At 56.7% G+C, this 17,028-nt stretch carries 15 protein-coding genes; 8 read left to right on the plus strand and 7 right to left on the minus strand.

The window, feature by feature from the left end:
* Nucleotides 1-155: 155 nt before the first annotated feature.
* Nucleotides 156-3,446: a glycoside hydrolase family 15 protein gene (locus JUK32_RS23135; protein ID WP_204141233.1), complete on the plus strand. Its 3,291-nt coding sequence runs from the start codon at nucleotides 156-158 to the stop codon at nucleotides 3,444-3,446.
* Nucleotides 3,447-3,829: 383 nt separating this feature from the next.
* On the opposite strand, the gene JUK32_RS23140 is transcribed toward JUK32_RS23135, so the two are convergent.
* Both JUK32_RS23140 and pgl read right to left on the minus strand, forming a co-directional pair.
* Nucleotides 3,830-4,465: a peroxiredoxin gene (locus JUK32_RS23140; RefSeq protein WP_204141234.1), complete on the minus strand. Its 636-nt coding sequence runs from the start codon at nucleotides 4,463-4,465 to the stop codon at nucleotides 3,830-3,832.
* 355 nt (nucleotides 4,466-4,820) lie between these two features.
* On the minus strand, nucleotides 4,821-5,555 hold the full coding sequence (gene pgl, locus JUK32_RS23145; protein WP_204141235.1) for a 6-phosphogluconolactonase: 735 nt from the start codon (nucleotides 5,553-5,555) through the stop codon (nucleotides 4,821-4,823).
* A 118-nt stretch (nucleotides 5,556-5,673) separates the two neighbouring features.
* On the opposite strand from pgl, the gene JUK32_RS23150 reads away from it, so the two are divergent.
* Nucleotides 5,674-6,435, plus strand: a complete 762-nt coding sequence (locus JUK32_RS23150; RefSeq protein WP_204141236.1) for a glycosyltransferase — start codon at nucleotides 5,674-5,676, stop codon at nucleotides 6,433-6,435.
* Here JUK32_RS23150 and JUK32_RS23155 read toward each other — a convergent pair.
* Entirely contained in the window at nucleotides 6,432-7,121 is a 690-nt protein-coding gene (locus JUK32_RS23155) for an N-acetylmannosamine-6-phosphate 2-epimerase (protein WP_204141237.1), read from the minus strand. The two genes, JUK32_RS23150 and JUK32_RS23155, sit on opposite strands and share 4 nt — an antisense overlap.
* A 201-nt stretch (nucleotides 7,122-7,322) precedes the next feature.
* Here JUK32_RS23155 and ndk point away from each other — a divergent pair, with 201 nt between their 5' ends.
* On the plus strand, nucleotides 7,323-7,775 hold the full coding sequence (gene ndk, locus JUK32_RS23160) for a nucleoside-diphosphate kinase (RefSeq protein WP_204141238.1): 453 nt from the start codon (nucleotides 7,323-7,325) through the stop codon (nucleotides 7,773-7,775).
* A gap of 87 nt (nucleotides 7,776-7,862) precedes the next feature.
* On the opposite strand, the gene JUK32_RS23165 is transcribed toward ndk, so the two are convergent.
* Together JUK32_RS23165 and JUK32_RS23170 are read right to left on the minus strand one after the other, a co-directional pair.
* Nucleotides 7,863-9,605: an ABC transporter ATP-binding protein gene (locus JUK32_RS23165; RefSeq protein ID WP_204141239.1), complete on the minus strand. Its 1,743-nt coding sequence runs from the start codon at nucleotides 9,603-9,605 to the stop codon at nucleotides 7,863-7,865.
* On the minus strand, nucleotides 9,602-10,849 hold the full coding sequence (locus tag JUK32_RS23170; protein ID WP_204141240.1) for a lipid-A-disaccharide synthase-related protein: 1,248 nt from the start codon (nucleotides 10,847-10,849) through the stop codon (nucleotides 9,602-9,604). The genes JUK32_RS23165 and JUK32_RS23170 overlap by 4 nt, the downstream gene beginning before the upstream one ends.
* A gap of 219 nt (nucleotides 10,850-11,068) precedes the next feature.
* Between JUK32_RS23170 and JUK32_RS28135 the strand changes: the two genes are divergently transcribed.
* The 3 genes from JUK32_RS28135 to JUK32_RS23180 all read left to right on the plus strand — a co-directional run bounded on the left by JUK32_RS28135 (nucleotide 11,069) and on the right by JUK32_RS23180 (nucleotide 12,622).
* Nucleotides 11,069-11,194 carry a hypothetical protein gene (locus JUK32_RS28135; RefSeq protein ID WP_255538355.1) on the plus strand — a complete coding sequence of 42 codons (126 nt, stop codon included), beginning with the start codon at nucleotides 11,069-11,071 and terminating at the stop codon, nucleotides 11,192-11,194.
* A gap of 12 nt (nucleotides 11,195-11,206) precedes the next feature.
* On the plus strand, nucleotides 11,207-11,941 hold the full coding sequence (locus JUK32_RS23175) for a cation diffusion facilitator family transporter (RefSeq protein ID WP_375541600.1): 735 nt from the start codon (nucleotides 11,207-11,209) through the stop codon (nucleotides 11,939-11,941).
* Between the two features lie 99 nt (nucleotides 11,942-12,040).
* The gene (locus tag JUK32_RS23180; protein ID WP_204141242.1) at nucleotides 12,041-12,622 is read left to right on the plus strand and encodes an HdeD family acid-resistance protein; all 582 of its coding nucleotides are present in this window, start codon (nucleotides 12,041-12,043) and stop codon (nucleotides 12,620-12,622) included.
* 233 nt (nucleotides 12,623-12,855) lie between these two features.
* Here the strand turns inward: JUK32_RS23180 and JUK32_RS23185 are convergent, their stop codons facing one another.
* Entirely contained in the window at nucleotides 12,856-13,701 is an 846-nt protein-coding gene (locus JUK32_RS23185; RefSeq protein ID WP_204141243.1) for a fatty acid desaturase, read from the minus strand.
* Nucleotides 13,702-13,863: 162 nt separating this feature from the next.
* Here JUK32_RS23185 and JUK32_RS23190 point away from each other — a divergent pair, with 162 nt between their 5' ends.
* Nucleotides 13,864-15,039 (plus strand): TetR/AcrR family transcriptional regulator, encoded by a 1,176-nt coding sequence (locus JUK32_RS23190; protein ID WP_204141244.1) that lies wholly within the window; start codon nucleotides 13,864-13,866, stop codon nucleotides 15,037-15,039.
* Nucleotides 15,040-15,045: 6 nt separating this feature from the next.
* Here the strand turns inward: JUK32_RS23190 and JUK32_RS23195 are convergent, their stop codons facing one another.
* Nucleotides 15,046-15,603, minus strand: coding sequence for a TfoX/Sxy family protein (locus tag JUK32_RS23195; protein ID WP_309224613.1), 558 nt, complete (start codon nucleotides 15,601-15,603; stop codon nucleotides 15,046-15,048).
* Here JUK32_RS23195 and JUK32_RS23200 point away from each other — a divergent pair.
* On the plus strand, nucleotides 15,596-16,651 hold the full coding sequence (locus JUK32_RS23200; protein WP_204141245.1) for a folate-binding protein YgfZ: 1,056 nt from the start codon (nucleotides 15,596-15,598) through the stop codon (nucleotides 16,649-16,651). The genes JUK32_RS23195 and JUK32_RS23200 overlap by 8 nt on opposite strands.
* Nucleotides 16,652-17,028 lie beyond the last annotated feature (377 nt).

Consider the following 17,028-nt stretch of genomic DNA (forward strand, 5'->3'; position numbering starts at 1 on the left):
AAACTCACTGCTGCAGAGCTCAATCTACAGAGCGTGTTCAGCGTTACCAATCGCGGTGACCGAATATTGCAAGATAGCCCCGCTAGCTGATTAGCCTTCGTATCCACTAGGCTGTATGCACGCTTTTCTAAACTTTGAGCAGGATATTGCCGTTTATGGGCTCAGCCACGTCATCCATCGCCACCCTCACTGACCAACTGAACGATTACTACGCCCAGGTCAAACAGTTAATTTTGGCGCGACAGCATCCCGTCAGTGGCTTGCTGCCCGCGAGCACCGCCATCACCACCCACGGCGACTACACCGACGCCTGGGTACGCGACAACGTGTATAGCATCTTGGCGGTGTGGGGCTTGGCACTGGCCTATCGCAAGATTGACGAGAACCAGGGCCGCACCTACGAGCTCCAGCAAAGCGTGACGAAACTCATGCGGGGATTGCTGTTTGCCATGATGCAGCAGGCCGCCAAAGTCGAGAAATTCAAAGATGCTCAAGAGCCTTTGGAATCGCTACACGCCAAATATGACACGGCAACGGGCAGCACAGTGGTAGGCGATGACGAATGGGGCCATCTGCAAATTGACGCCACCTCAGTGTTTTTGCTCATGCTGGCGCAGATGACAGCCTCGGGCTTGCAAATCATCTTCACGTTGGATGAGGTGAACTTCATTCAAAACTTGGTGTACTACGTGGCGCGGGCCTATCGCACCCCCGACTATGGCATTTGGGAGCGGGGCAATAAGCTGAACCACGGCAAGCCGGAACTCAACGCCAGCTCGGTGGGCATGGCGAAGGCGGCGCTAGAGGCGATGGATGGCCTGAACCTGTTTGGTGTGCAAGGGGGGCAGGCGTCGGTGGTGCATGTGCTACCGGATGAAATGTCGCGGGCGCGGCTCACGTTGGAATCGCTGTTGCCGCGCGAATCGGGCTCGAAGGAAGTAGATGCGGCGGTGCTGAGCATCATTGGCTATCCGGCGTTTGCGATTGAAGACGCGGACTTGGTCGATCGCACCCGCACCAAGATTATCGACAAGTTGCAGGGCCACTACGGCTGCAAGCGGTTTCTGCGGGATGGTCACCAGACGGTGATTGAAGACACCACCCGATTGCACTATGAATCGGCAGAGCTGCAGCAGTTCGAGCACATCGAGTGCGAGTGGCCGCTATTTTTCACCTATCTCTATTTGGATGGCCTATTCCGCAATGATCGGGAAACGGTGCGCTTTTATCGGCAACGGTTAGAGGCGATCGCCGTCCCCACAGACGGGCTGCACCTGTTGCCCGAGCTATATTACGTACCGGAGGAGGCGATCGCGGCGGAACGGGCAAAGCCCGGCAGTCAGACCCGGTTGCCGAACGAAAATGTGCCCCTGATCTGGGCGCAGAGTCTATATTTACTGGGCCAGCTCCTCGAAAATCAATTGATCACCCCCGGCGATATTGATCCCTTGGGGCGACATTCCCAAGTGGGGCGCAAGCGTCAATCCATCGTCCAAATCGCCCTCATTGCGGAAAACGAAGCGCTGCAAGAAACCCTGGCGGACTACGGCATTGAGACACAAGTGCCGGAACAGGTCGAGCCCGTCAAAATTTATCCCTCGGGGGAGCTATCGGCCATTTATGCCCAGATTGGCATGAACGCAAAGCTGGGCCTCTCCGGTCGGCCCATTCGCCGACTGCGGGGGCTGACGACGGCTCAAGTGTTTCGCATTCGTGGTGAAACGGCGGTCTTTTTGCCATCGTTTCTCGATCCGCAAAAGTTCTACATCACGCTGGACTATCACTTTTTAGTGGCCCAGATTCGCAGTGAACTGTCCTACATTCATTACCACTGGAAGGCGATCGGGCGGCCCACGATCACCCTCTTGCTGACCCACGACATGCTGGAACTGGGGCATCGGCCCATTCACGAGTCGCCCTTGCTCCAGCTCATGCAAGAGCTGAAAACGGGACGCTGTGGGGGCGTGCCGGTGGTGTTGGGGCCGCTCAATCAGCTCTTGCTCACGGCGGGCTCGGAGCGGGTGGATGATGTGGGGGTTTATGCCTTCAGTCCCCCCACCCTGCGCGATCGCGTGCACCGTTCGGCCTACCTGGCCATGGTGCCCGAAGACACAGCCCCGCTGGATGTGTGGCACCTGTTCCGCATTGAGCGGGAAATCGACGCCGGGCACCTGGTGAAAAATTTGCAGCGATCGACCAACCTGTATGAACAGGTGGAACTGCTGGCTCGCCTCCAATCCCTAGAGGGTCTCGACTTTGACACGGGCATTGGTGAGGATGGCTCGATGACCGTAGCTGACCTGCTGGAAGAGGTTTATGTGAAAGCGGGTCGCCAGGAAATTTGGGTAATTGTCCGCCGCACGGCGGGCCTCCTGAAGAAAATGGACGTGAACCTGTCGGATGCCGTAACGGAACTGCTGGTGCGCCAAAAGTATGTGACAGTGGGCAAAGCTTACTCTGATGATTCCTTGATTCGCGACCCCATGCCGCACTCAGACATCATGGAGAAAATCATCGCGTTTTGTCGGGAAGATGAGCGCGATCGCGCCCTCACCCAAGAAATCATCGTCTACCTCAGCGTCCTCATCAAATCGGAACGCGAGCTGTTTGAAGGGTTGCTGACGCTGCGGGTGGGCTACCTGATTCTCTTGCTGACCAGCGAAATGGCCCGCGAACACTACATTCCCCGCGACGAAGCCTACGATCGCCTCACCGCCCTCAGCCCTTACGAAATCAAAATGCGGCTGCGTCAGGTGTTGGCTGGCTACAGCGGCATCAACAGTACCCTATTCCAGCAAGAATCACTGCACATCAAAACCTCGTCACCTGTCACCTGGAGCGTGGTGCCTGAGCAGTTTGAAACTAGCAGCGCGATGCCAGTCGAAGACTGGTGGCGTAAGCGGCAAATCGATGGCGAACTGACGCGCCTGCCCGAGGAGTTTTACCTCAAAGTGTGGGAACTACTGCATCACTGCCGGGGCGTAATTATTGGCAACAAGCTCGATCGCCGCAACCGCATCGATAGCGAGTCCGTGATTTCAGAAATGACCCCAGGGGAAGCCAACTTTGCCCGCCGCCTCGATCACCTCCTGACCAAAATCCATGCGCCGGAATATCGCCACCTCACCATCGAGTCGTTGCGAGAACTGGCGGCGATTTTTGAAGGCAATCCCGATCTGCAGTTTGATGATTACATCGCTCTGGATGTGCTGATCGGCCACGCCGTACGGATTGCCTGGGTAGAAGATCGGCCCGATCGCGCCGGACAATACGATGCCCAAAAAGAAGCGGCGTGGTCGGCGTTTTATGGGCGATCGCCCAAAGACTGCGCCCTTTATACCGCCAAGGCCCTACAGTTCTTAGTCGAAATCGCCGAAGCCGAAGCCGCCGAAGCCGCTGCCCGCGAGGCCGCCGAGGCTGAAGCCGAAACCGCCGAAATCACCTAATTGGCAGGCACAAATTCACGTTGACCTGGCACCTTAAGGGGACGGGTCCCTGTCGGATTAACCGATACATTCGGGATCAGACCAAGGGACCCGTCCCCTGATTGCGACCGGGAGCCTTCACAAACCCGTATCCATTAAGCGGAGGCACCCGGTCCCTGTCGGACAACCCGATATTCGGCTGCGAAAACCCAGGGACCGGGTGCCTGGAGTGATCAGTTCAGACTATGGCTCATCGCGAGTCTACGAGATTCTGTCGCTACAACCAGAACAATCAGAGGGGTTTTCCCTCCTCTAGAACGCCACTCTCAATAATCAAAAATGGGCTGCCGTGTTTACGGCAGCCCATTTGATAGTTCTGGTGTCGGCATCAATGCCGCATCAACCTACTTGTTAGGCTGCGGAGTCATGCGCAGGTAGGGCTTGATTTCGGTGACGCCCTTGGGGAACTTCTGCTTCGCGTCAGCGGTGGAAATCTTGGGCGAAACAACGACATCTTCACCGTCTTTCCAGTTCACCGGAGTTGCCACGCTGTAGTTGTCAGTCAACTGCAAGGAATCGATCACGCGCAAGATTTCTAGGAAGTTGCGGCCCGTGCTGGGGGGATAGGTGATGGTCAACCGCAGCTTGCGGTTCGGGTCAATGACGAACACGGTGCGCACCGTGACTTTAGCATCGGCATTGGGGTGAATCATGCCGTACAGGTTAGATACCTTGTTATCGGCATCCGCAATGATGGGATAGTTAACGGCGGTGCCTTGGGTTTCGTCGATGTCACCAATCCAACCCTTGTGAGAATCAACGTCGTCCACGCTCAGGGCAATCACTTTCGCATTGCGCTGAGCAAACTCACCTTTGAGCTTGGCGACTTCACCCAATTCAGTGGTGCAAACGGGGGTGTAGTCGGCGGGGTGGGAAAAAAAGACCACCCAGCTATCGCCAGCCCAGTCATAAAACGTGATTTCACCCTCGGAAGATTGTTGGGTGAAATTAGGTACGGTATCGCCTAATTGCAGCGTCATAGGTAACTCTCTCTGAATCTGAAAGGTCAATGTGGTGTGGCTCACTTTAGCCACGATTGCTATCTTGCCATAAACCCCGGTATTCCGGTCGGAGTTTAGAGGATTAATTTAAGAAATGAAAATCTCGCGTCTGAGATGATCGCTGTAATCGTTGTCTCGCCCTGCTTTGATGGCAATGGCGAAATTAGCATTTAGCAACAATGAGCGTGCAATCTGGATTTCTGCGACCCCCCAGGCCCAATCCTGGGGGAGCCGGTGCTTAATTTTCCAAATTTTGGAGAACTAAGGAGCTTGCAAGTCGTTTGCAATCTTGCCAAATAGTTTCGTCAGCAGTGTCGGCGTTGGAGCGATCGCGCTAAATCTCGCGAACGTTCGGCAGGGTTTTGACGGCGGCTCCGGCGGCCGCATCCAGCAGCCACCACAGTTCGCCCTCGGGGCGAATGGTGCGCGAGGGAAACGCTAGATCATCAGCATCGGCAGAAAAGACGGCCTTTAAGGCGGGTTGCTTGTTGCTGCCAGAAACGAGGAACAGAACACAGCGGCTCTGGTTCACAACGGGTGCAGTGAGGGTAATGCGGGGCTCGCCATCTTTATTACCGACAGTGACGAGGCGATCGCTCACCGTCACCGCCTCAGTGTGGGGAAACAGCGATAGCGTATGCCCGTCGTCGCCCATGCCCAGCAACACAATATCGAAGGTAGGCTGATAGCCCAACACGTCTTTCAGCAGCGTTTCATAGGCGCTGGCCGCATCCTCCGGCTGCTCAAAATGCGTCGGCATAATGTGAATCTGCGTCGGGGGAATGGGCACTAAATCAAGCCAGACCGCTTTAGCCATGCCCGCGTTGCTGTCGGGATGATCGACGGGCACGTACCGCTCATCACCCCAAAAGATATGGAGGTTGGCCCAGGGCAGATCTAACTTCGCCAGCCCTTCGTAGAGGGGCTTGGGGGTGCTGCCCCCCGCCAACGCGATCGCACATTTACCCCGCTCCGCAACGGCAGTTTTAATGCATTCCTGCACTAACTCCAGCGATCGGGCAACCAAGGCAGGGCGATCGGGATAAATTTCAATCTGTGCAGGGGTCATAAAATTCAGAAAAATCGACGTGGGCGCTTTCGATTGCAGCGTAAACGATTTTCTCTAGAGGACGAGATTGCTTAAGCTTTACTTCTAGAGTGCGTAGGATTCGTTCAAGGTTGAGCTTGTGATTTCTGTTGTCTTGCCCTGCATCAATGAATTGCGACACGGCTACCTGCCCAAAATTATTGCTAACTTGCAAGCCCAGCAGGGCGACAAGGAACTCATTGCCGTCGTGAGTCCCAGTACCGATGACACGCTGGCGGTGTTGCAAGCGGCTCCCCAAATTCGAGTAATCGAGGCCGCCGCCAAGAATCGCGCCCAACGGCTGAATGTGGGCATCCAAGCCAGTCGGGGCGAGGTCATCTTGTTGCACCATCCGGCGACCCTGCTGCCGCCCGAAACGGCTCTCAGGCAAATCGACACCACCTTTCAAGACCCAGCGGTAATGTGGAGCGGCTTTCGCCATCAGTTTGATTTAAGTCACTGGTTGCTGAACTACACCTCTTGGTATTCCTCAACGGTGCGTCCGCGCTGGGGGCAGATTTTGTATTTGGATCATTGTGTGGCAGTACGGCGATCGCGACTCGACGACATCGGCGGGGTGCCCGATCTCGACATTTTTGAAGACACGGTGCTGAGTCAGCGCCTCCGGGCCTATGGCCCACCCAAAATCTTGCCGGGTACGGTGATCACCTCAGCGCGGCGGTATCGCGATCGCGGCGTCTATCGCCAAGCCATCATGAACCAAACGCTAAAGGTGATGTATCACCTCCAGCTCGACCCGCAATGGCTGAACCGCTTGTATGAGCGCAAAGCACAAATCAACGTTACTTATACCGATCAGGAGACAGAGGTATCGAACCACCCACCCCGCGCGCCCCGTTAAAGGTGGGCGATCGCGGCCTGGTAGCGCTGCGCCAGAATGTCGATGCCCGTAATGGCCGTGCCCACCACCACTGCCGATGCGCCGAGCTTCAACGCTTGTTGAGCAGCGGTGGGTGACGCGATGCCCCCCTCGCAAATGCAGGGCACAGAGCACTGGTCGATGAGGTTGCTCAACAATTCAAAACCCGGTGGCTCGCACTGCTGGGTATCGGCGGTATAGCCGTAGAGAGTCGTGCCCAAAATATCGACACCCGCCGCCACCGCTGCCTGGGCCGAGGCCAATGTATCAATATCCGCCATGACGGGCTTCTGGAGTTGATCGTGGATGTGCTGCACCAAGTCGGCCAACGTTTCGCCACCGGGACGAGGCCGTTTCGTCGCGTCGATCGCAATCACATCAGCTCCGGCCTCAGCCACGGCCTGAGCATGGTGCAACTGCGGCGTAATGTACACCTCCGAATCGGGGATGACCTGCTTCCACAACCCGATGATGGGCACCGACACGCGATCGCGTACCGCCGCAATGTGAGCGGGACTGTCGATGCGCACCGCGATCGCCCCCTGATTCACCGCTGCCGCCGCCATCGCCCCAATCACCACCGGATCATGCAAGGGCGAGTCGGCCGGAGCCTGACACGACACAATCAGCCCCCCCCGCAGTTGATCGAGAACCGTATCAAAAGTCATCGCGCCCCCTTTATGCTCGTGACCCGCACGCCAACAACACCGTCCATGCTACGCCGAATCGCGCCCCCGCTCCTCTACTCCCTCGGCTCGCCGCTCTCCCGGCTCCCCAATCCCCCGAGTTTGTCACCCCCGCACCTTTACAAACGTCCCTTTCTTGCTCAGCATGGAAAGGATTATCCGCATGTTAGGAGTTTGGGATCTGTGGAACGCACGTTTATTATGATCAAGCCCGATGGAGTGCAGCGTAGCCTCATCGGTGAAGTGATTGCTCGCTTTGAGCGCAAGGGCTTTACGCTGGTCGGCATGAAGCTGATGGCGGTGTCTCGGGAACTAGCCGAGAAGCACTACGATGTCCACAAAGACAAGCCCTTCTTCGGTGGCTTGGTAGAATTCATTACTTCTAGCCCCGTGGTGGCGATGGTGTGGGAAGGCGAAAATGTGGTGGCTTCTGGGCGCACCCTGATCGGCGCGACGAACCCCATTTCTTCGGCTCCGGGCACCATTCGCGGCGACTTTGGCATCACCATTGGCCGCAACCTGATTCACGGTTCCGACGCGGTAGAAACTGCCCAGCGGGAGATCGCGCTCTGGTTCACTGAGCCTGAACTCGCTAGCTGGACTCCGGCGACCAAGGGCTGGCTCTACGAAGATTAATCGCCCAGATCTCAACTAGGGGACGGTTCCCTGTCGGCTCAACCGCTTCGGGGAAGACATCGGCCAGGGAACCGTCCCCTGGTCTCATCAAGACTTAAACTGTTGGGCGTAGAACTGGGCGTAGCGTTGACCGTAGCTGAGTAGTTCGTCGTGGGAGCCGGATTCCACGATGGTGCCTTTTTCGAGAAAGATGATGCGATCGGCTTCGCGCACAGTGCTGAGGCGGTGGGCAATGACGAAGACGGTGCGGTTATGCATGGCCCGATCGAGGGCTTCTTGCACTAAAGCTTCGGATTCGGAGTCGAGGGCGGAGGTGGCTTCGTCCAGGATGAGGATGCGCGGGTCAAAGTAGAGGGCGCGGGCGATCGCAATGCGCTGCCGCTGTCCCCCAGACAGATTCACCCCCCGCTCACCGACCCAGGTGTGATAGCCCTGCGAGAATTGGGTAATGAAATTGTGGGCATTCGCGAGCTTTGCCGAGGCCTCAATGCGATCGAAGTCGGGCTCAATTTCGCCATAGGCAATGTTGTGGGCAATATTGCCAGAAAACAAGGTGATGTCTTGGGGCACGATGCCAATTTGTCGCCGCAGGCTATCCACCGTGACGGTGCGCAGGTCGGTGCCGTCAATGAGGACTTGCCCATCCACCGGGTCAAAAAAGCGCATCAGCAGGTTGATCAGCGTCGTCTTCCCCGCGCCCGAAGAACCCACCAGGGCAATCACTTCGCCCGGATGCACGCGTAAATCTAAATGCTGCAAGACTGGTTTGCTGGGGTCATAGGCAAAGGACACATCGTTATATTGCACCTTGCCCGTGACCGCCGGTAGCGGTTGCGCATGCGGGTCTTCGACCAAGGACGGCACCACGTCCATCAGTTCAAAGACTCGCTCCACCGAGGCTTCTGTCTGCTTGAACTCGTTGTAGTGTTGGGTCACCAGATCGATGGGATGGAGGAGAAGGGCGATCGCGGCCAAAAAGCTCACCAGGGCTTGCGGCGTCAGGTTGCCTTGGGCAATCTGCCAGCCGCCGAGGAAAAACAGGAACATAATCCCGATCGCTTCTAAAAAACCGACCACGGGATATTGCAAGGCTTTCAGCCGTTCGGCCCGATAGCGCAGATTGCGATTATGGACCGCCTCTTGGTTGAAGCGCTGCTGCTCAAAGTTTTGGGCGGCAAAGGCTTGCACCAGTCGCATACTGCCAAAGACTTCCGTAAGCAAAGCCGACAGACTCGAAATTTGGGTCTGGCTCTTGCGCGATAGCTTCAACAGACGATTGCCAAATTCACCAATCAGCCATGCCATCAATGGCGCGATGATCAGACCCGCCAGGGTGAGCTGCCAGTTCAAATACAGCATGTAGATGGGGATGGCGATGAGTTGCAGCACGCAAGAGACGAACTGCTGCGACATTTTGTGGATGACTTCGCCAATGCGATCGATGTCTTCCGTGAGGCGATAGCTCAAATCGCCCGTTTTGTTACGTTCGTAATAGTCCAGACCCAGGCGGTGCAGGTGGGCGTAGACCGCTTGGCGCAGATCCAACGCGACATCGAGCGAAGCGCGGATCATGATGATGTTTTCCCAATATTGGAAAACGCTGCGCACCAGAAAAAGGATGGCCCCCAGACCGAGCCAATAAGCCATTTGCGGCACATTGCCCTGACCAATATAAAGGGCGACCTGACCGGCCAGGTAAGGCAACCCGAGCGTCGATAAGACGTAGCCCAAAATGCACACAAACCCCAGCGCAAACCGCGCCCGATGAGGCCGAATAAAGGGCAGCAGGTGCCAATAGCTAGAGCGCTGGCGGGAAGACGGGGCGGTCACGGGGTAATGGTTCCTCTTTCAGCGGTGGGGGTCGGCGGCGTCACTTCAATCGGATCGGCGTTGAGATTATCCAAAATGAGTTGAGCAATGCGTTTAGAGGCACCGGGGGTGCCGAGGCGATCGCGACCATTATCCACGCAGGCGGCCAGGTAATCGGCGTTATTCAAAGTTTTTTGTAGGCAGTGGGCAGCTTCCACCAGCGTTTCCGGCGTCGCTGGCCCAGTGCCGATAGTTTGGGCCGACATGCCCAACAGCCGGTCTTGAGCTTCCGCAAAGGCATAATTGAACTGCGGCCCCTCCCCCGGAATTTGGATCACGGGTTTGCCCAGAGCCACGGCTTGATCCACGGCGAGTCCGGCCATGCCAATCACCAACGTGGTATGGCAGACGATGTCGTTAAAGGCGTCGTCATAGCAGCGAATGGCGGCGATCGCCCCGTCGTCGAGCTCATAGGTCAACTGGCCCGCGTCGTATTGCCAGCCCAGATCAGCCGCGATCGCCCCCAACTCTCGCATCAGCGCAGGCACCAGCGCCGCCCGGAACTGCACCGTGTTGCCCATCAGTCGCGTGGACTCCACCACAAACTGCATCATCAGTTTGAAGTTACGCACGGCCTCCGGCATCCGTGACCCCGGCAACAGCGCCACCATCGGCACCGCTGGCATGAGTTGGAGATCTTTGCCCTGGGGGATGAGCCAGTCCAGAGAGGGAATGCCGCCGTAGTGAACTTTTTCGAATCCCTGTTTTTGCAAATCTTTGGCGGTGTAAGGATCACGGGTGATGACGGCCCGACAGCGGGGCGATCGAATCGCAAACCGCATGACAAAATCCGTTTGCAAATGCCCCTCGTATAGGGCGGATAGGCAAGAAATAAAGGAAATAAAGGGGCGGCCTGTCAGATACGCGCAGGTTTGCCCGACCGAGTCGCCCGTGGCATGCACCAGGTCAAACGCTGGCCCGTGGCGACGAATGGCTTTGATTTGGCGCAGACTTAGACTCAGCAGCCCCGCTTGAATATCTTTCAGCAATAACCAGCGGTTGACGTAGGTAAACCCACCGGAGGGCAATACTTGCGTTGGCCCCAAAATGGGCACGCCTAGCCGACGATAGGCATTACCTTCGCCCACGATGGGAATGGCCGCTATGTCAATTTCCGGTGCCAGCTTGCGCAAGGTGCGGATAACGTGAGCCGAGTGATTATCTTCCCCGTGGCCGTTACTAATAAATAAAACTCGCTGAGGCATGGAGACCCGCAGTTCAGTAGAACGCAGATGCCAGTTTAACATTCTGCTTAAGCCCTGTTTAACGAAATCTAGGCTGAAAGTCGAGGTGCGGTGAGCCTGATCTGACATCGCGAATTGCCCCAATTTAGCGTGATCCCAGAGGGACGGTTCCCCCTGAGGGAACTGCCAGCGGCGGTCAGGCGTCTACTGATTTCAGACCTGTGGCCCAGCGTTGAGTGAATGAGCACCGCAACGAATGAGGGCGAGATCGCCACCGACGGCCTTGCCAACGTTACGTCGCCCGGTTCTTCATGGCGCTTTGATGCTGAAATGCCAACGGTCTGGGGTATTCTTAAGCAGACTTAAAGTGACGCTCACATGGTGAATCAACTACCCATACATTGCTCCGCCTGCTGGCGGCCTAACTTGAAACTGCGTTGGCTCGTCATGGTAATGGTGACAGTCACCCTGTTTGCCGGGGTCGAGTTATGGGTGGGTTGGCTGAGCCACAGTTTGACCTTACGGGCCGACTCGGGCCATATGCTGACGGATGGCCTGGCGATGGCGATCGCCCTGGCGGCAGCGTGGATGGCCCAGCGATCGCGCCCCATCGCTACGGGCAATCAGCGGGTAGAAATCCTGGCAGCGCTAATTAACAGCTTGGCTTTACTGGCAATGGCGGCGTGGATTGGTCGCGAAGCTTGGACGCATTGGCATGGGGAACCGACCGAAATCCTGACCCTGCCCATGTTGATCACTTCGCTACTGGGTCTGCTCATCAATGGGCTAAATCTGTACTGGCTCCATGGCGATTTACGTCAGGACTTGAATGTGCGCGGCGTCTTCTTGCATATCCTGGCGGATTTGGTGGGGTCAGTGGGAGCCATTTTGGCCGCGATCGCGGTGACGTTTCTCAATTGGGTATGGGCCGACATGCTGATTGGGACTGCCGTGGCGCTCGTGATTGCCGTGAGTGCCCTACCCTTACTGTGGCAGAGTGTGGCCCGCCTGCGGGCAGTACCGCCTGACCAGGCCAATACGGTGGCCGCCCTCGAAGCATTGGGCTGGCTCGAAACGGGACAAACTGACTTGTCTCAGTTGATTGCCAAATAAGAAAGATTTCAGAGATCTTTAAGAATTTCCGGGTTTTCACTGATTTCCCAGCATTCCTTGACATGGTGGTAGTACATCAATTCAAGGGAGGGGCAACCCATGGAATCAACCTCTTTACCAGAACTCTTAGGGCCAGAGGCCAAGAAAGCCACCGGTTGGCTCATTGCCCTCAGCATTGTGATGATTCTGACGGGCATTGTGGCGATCGCCATGCCGGGCATTTCATCCGTCACCTTTACGCTGATTTTAGGCTGGCTACTGCTGTTTAACGGCATTGTGCGCATCGTCAACTCGTTCCGCTCGAAACCCATTCGCGGCTTTTGGCTGAGTTTGATTGTCGGTATCCTTTACGCGATTTCCGGCGTCATTGTAATTTCCAACCCGATTGGCGCGGTGTTGACCCTGACTTGGCTCTTTGGCTTCCTGCTGATCTTTGAAGGCATCGTGACCATCATTTCTGCCTTCGTCAACAAAACCGGGCGCAGCCTCGCCTGGCTCTTGGGATTAGACGGTGTAATTACGCTGATTCTGGGGATTCTGGTGCTCAGTCAGTGGCCCCAGAGTGCGATCTGGCTCATTGGCCTCTACATCGGCATCAGCATCCTCATGAGTGGGCTATCGCTATTGGTCGTGGCCTTATCGACCCGGCGGGCCATCCAACAAACCTCAGTTGAAGCCTAATGTCTCAGGGCCGTCGCTCTCCATTCGTCTGCTCTCAATAACGTGTTGCCCGATCAAGCAACCGCCGTAGACATCACAGGTGCCTACGGCGTTTTTTGATGGTCGCAATCGCTCCCCCCATCCCAAGCGGCTTGCCACCCCGTCAATGACCTCAGCAGAACCACTACCAAAGAGGCCAATGGTCTCTGACAGGCAGGATGAAAAGCGGACGATCGAGCCAGGGAGGGGACAGCTCAGCTTTTCGCGCGGGGAATCATCTTGACTTTGGTGGCGAGTCCCAGGCGGTGCAACAGTCGAATCGTCTGCCAGGTAACGTCAATTTCCCACCAATGCCAGCCGGTTTGGGCCGATCGCGGAAAGGTGTGATGGTTGTTGTGCCAGCCTTCCCCGTAGGTCACCAGGGACACCCACCAGAGGTTGCGGGCATTATCGTCAGCGTCAAAATTGCGATAGCCCCAGCAGTGGGTGGCGGAATTGACGAACCAAGTGGAGTGCCACAGCAGTACCGCGCGCACAAAAATGCCGTAAACCACAAACGACCAGCCACCGAGGGCGTAGAGGACGATCGCAAGCGGGACTTGCAAAAGCAGGAAATAACGGTCTAACCAGCGGTAATAGGCTTGTTTCGCCAAATCTGGCGCATATTTGGCATACTGCGCAAACTCAAAGGACTCCGGCTGGGGTTGGAGAATCCACATCATATGGCTCCACCAAAAGCCACGCTTGGCAGAATAGGGATCCTGTTGCGGGTCTTCAGTAAAAGCGTGATGCTTGCGGTGACCGCCGACCCAAAAAATCGGTCCCCCTTGGGCGGCCATCGCCCCCACCGTCGCGAACCCATATTCCAACCAATGGGGCACGCGAAAGCTGCGGTGACTGAGCAAGCGATGATAACCCAAACAAATGCCAATGCTGCCAAACAGCCAGTGCAGCAGCAACATGACGCCGAGGGCTGACCAGGAAAAATATATCGGGGCAAGGATGAGGGCGATCGCGTGGCACACCCCAAAAAAGAGCACAACTCCCCAATCTAAAGTATTACGGGCACGGGGGGGAGTTGATAAACGTGTTGAATTCATTGCACCAACCAAACAGGATGTTTCATCGAACGTGACTGACTGCTATGGTAAAGCAAGTGTCACTTGCACAAAAGTCAGCTTAGCGAGTTTTGAACGGTGTGACAAGGGCTAAATGTTGTCTTAATCTTTGTTGAATGCAAGTGAGGCTTGCAGACTGGTGATATGGCAAAATCCTCTCGTGAAAGTCTAATTCAAGCCGCTTTGGAACTCTTTTTAGAGCAGGGGGTTCATCAAACGACGACCCGCCAAATCGCCGATCGCGCGGGGGTCAATGAGGTGACCTTGTTTCGGAACTTTGGCAATAAATATGGCTTGTTGCAGGCTGTGCTGAATGCCGCCCCGACGTTTCGTGACTTGGGCGAAGGCTTGATGGAGCAAACGATTGCGACGAGCGATCGCCACCAAACGTTGAAAACCTACGCGGGGGAATGCTTGGCAGCCCTGGAGCAAGCCCCCGCGTTTGTGCGATCGCTGATTGGCGAAGCGGGGCAGTTTCCCGACGAAAATCGGCAAGCCCTCGGCCACCGCCTACAGGAAGCCAGCCAGTATGTGGCGCGATACTTAGAGCACACCATGCCCGCCCGCAACTTTGCCGCTGGTCAGCTATCGGGCTATCTGGGGGCGCTGCTCGTGGGGTACGTCGTCATCGAAGCCACCAGTGACGATCATGGACTCTGGACCAGCCGCGAAAATTTTTTGGATGGGTTGGTCGGGTTGCTGTTGGGGGAGACTTTAGCCTTTGAGTCTGATGCCGTGACAGACCCGCCCCCGGAGCCCGTACAAGATTTACCCGCGCCCTGTGTACATCAAATCTTGACTCAGGCCAAAGCCGCGAGTTCACAAGATTACGCCCTCGCCTATCTGCTGTTAGCCGCCGGGTTAGATCCGGCTGAGGTGGTGTCGGTGACGCGATCGCAGCACCTGAGCGCGAAGACTCAGCACACGCTTCAGGTAAGCGATCGTCAGGTGCCAATTAACCAGTGGATTGGGGGGAAACGCTATGGCACCTACACCAGCAATCCGCTGACCAAATGGCTCAAAAGTCGTAAAGATGAGAGCCCCTGGCTGTTCATTCAAGCGGATGATGACCCCGTTGGGCTCTCCGTAGAAGATATCGCCCAAAAATGGGCTGATTGGGCTCAAGCGCTGACCCTTTTTCCCCACTCTCATCCACGGCAGGCAAAACCCACCTGGTGTGTGGAAATGCTAACGCGGGGAATGAGTGTGGAAAATCTGAGCCTGTTGTCGGGCTTGTCGTCCGCACAGTTGCAGCCCTATGTGCAGCGGGCGCGAGAAAAAGCGGCCTTGGAGGAAGCTCGACAGCTTGACCAAAAGTAGTGACGGCTATGAGCGCGATCGCCGCTGCCCCTGCTTCGAGCGTTTGCCAGCAGCATGAGCCCGCTCGACCCACGGCACGAGAGCGGCTAAATCTTCCCAAATCGACGGCGGAATTTCGGAGTAGGACATCGTGATCGGTTGGCCCTTGCCGTCGTAGGTAAAGGGCGGCATGTGCCAAGCTTCAAAGTCGTCACGATTCCCGTCATCCACCTTGAAATACACCGTTTCCTCGGCGATGAGGGCAAACATCACGTCTTCGATGTAGAGTCCATAGCCGCCAAACATCGCGCGGGCGGTGACGGGGGCGACATGGTTGAGGTGTTGCACCACAGCAGCGCGGACTTGCTGTTTGGCGGCTTTGGCATCAGCATCAGCAGAAGGCAGCATGGTTCGATCAGCGGCAGGTTGAGTCCATTCTAAAAGCCCTCGGGCACCGGCACGACGAGTCATCGAGGGCGCATCTCCAGTCGGTGACGGATGGGGATGACGGTTCGCTAAAATGGTTGCCGCAGCGGTATAGTCGGGACGGCGATCGGCGCACAATTTGGTTATGACGATGGGCACATTACAGGACGTTCAAACAGCACAGGGGGCCACGTTTCAAGAGGGGCTCTCGGTGCCGACCACCTTTGGTAACGATGAAGCGGCATTGTCGGCGGCGCAGTCTGGGGTGGCCGTGTGCGATCGCTCTCACTGGGGCCGCATTCGAGTATCTGACGATGATTGCTTGCGCTTCCTTCACAACCAAACGACCAACCAGATGCAGCAACTACAGCCCGGTCAAGGGTGCGACACGGTATTTGTGACCTCCACCGGCCGTACCCTTGACCTCGTGACCGCCTATGTCGATGCCGACTCAGTGTTGCTGCTGACCTCACCGGGGCAGGCGACGCCCCTCATGCAGTGGATGGATCGATACATTTTCTTTGCCGACAAAGTCAAACTAACCGATGAAACGGCCACGACCGTGGCGTTTACGTTAATCGGGACTGAGAGTACATCACTCTTAGCCCAGCTGGGCCTACCAGATTTGGCATCTGCCCCTCCTGGCAGTCATCAAGTCGCCACGATCGCGGACGTCGAGGTGCAAGTGTCCAGCGGTAGCGGTCTGGCCCTACCGGGCTTTACCCTGATGGCCGCCGCAGAAGCGGGTGGCACTCTGTGGTCAGCGCTGACGACCGCTGGAGCGGTGCCGATGGGCGATCGCGGCTGGCAAACTTTGCGCGTGGAGCAGGGGCGACCACTCCCCGGCACCGAACTCACGGATGATTACAACCCCTTAGAAGCGGCGCTTTGGCAAGCCGTCTCCTTCGATAAGGGGTGCTACATCGGGCAGGAGACCATTGCGCGGCTGCAAACTTATCAAGGGGTGAAACAACAGCTCTGGGGGCTCCGGCTCTCCGCAGCGGTAGAGCCGCATACCCCGATTGTGGTCGATGACAAGAAGGTGGGCGTGGTGACGAGCTGTGTGCCCACGGCGGCGGGGGCGATCGCGTTGGGCTACATTCGCACTAAAGCTGGGGGCTTGGGTCTCCCGGTGACGGTGGGCGATCAGCCCGCCACCGTGGTGGATCTCCCCTTTGCCAGTCGCGGTTATTTGGCGACGCAGTGACGGTGCGACTCTCCCCCCGCTTCCCAAAATAGGCCGGGTAGTTTCACACCATCGCAAGAAATTCTACAAGACCTGTTTTTCATTCTCTGTAGGGGCGTACGGCCATAAGCCCCACCTCATTTCAAGGTTTGAGGATATCTTCTGGCGGCAATGGAACCACCCTGCCTCCTTGCTCAAAACGGGTGAGGGAAAGTCGGAACAGTAAGGTTTTCAGGACTTCTGTAGTCTCGGTAGCCCGACGCACAAGAGAGCGGCCACAAGGGGTGAGGATAGCCCCACTGTCAAAGCTCCTCTGTTCAACTTGGCTACTAAGTACACATAAATCCCTCCTGGGCTAGTGACCATCCCTGAAAGATGGCCTCAAATTTCCTGAGCCC

Origin of the sequence: Halomicronema sp. CCY15110, assembly GCF_016888165.1 — a bacterium.
Taxonomy (GTDB): domain Bacteria; phylum Cyanobacteriota; class Cyanobacteriia; order Phormidesmidales; family Phormidesmidaceae; genus Halomicronema.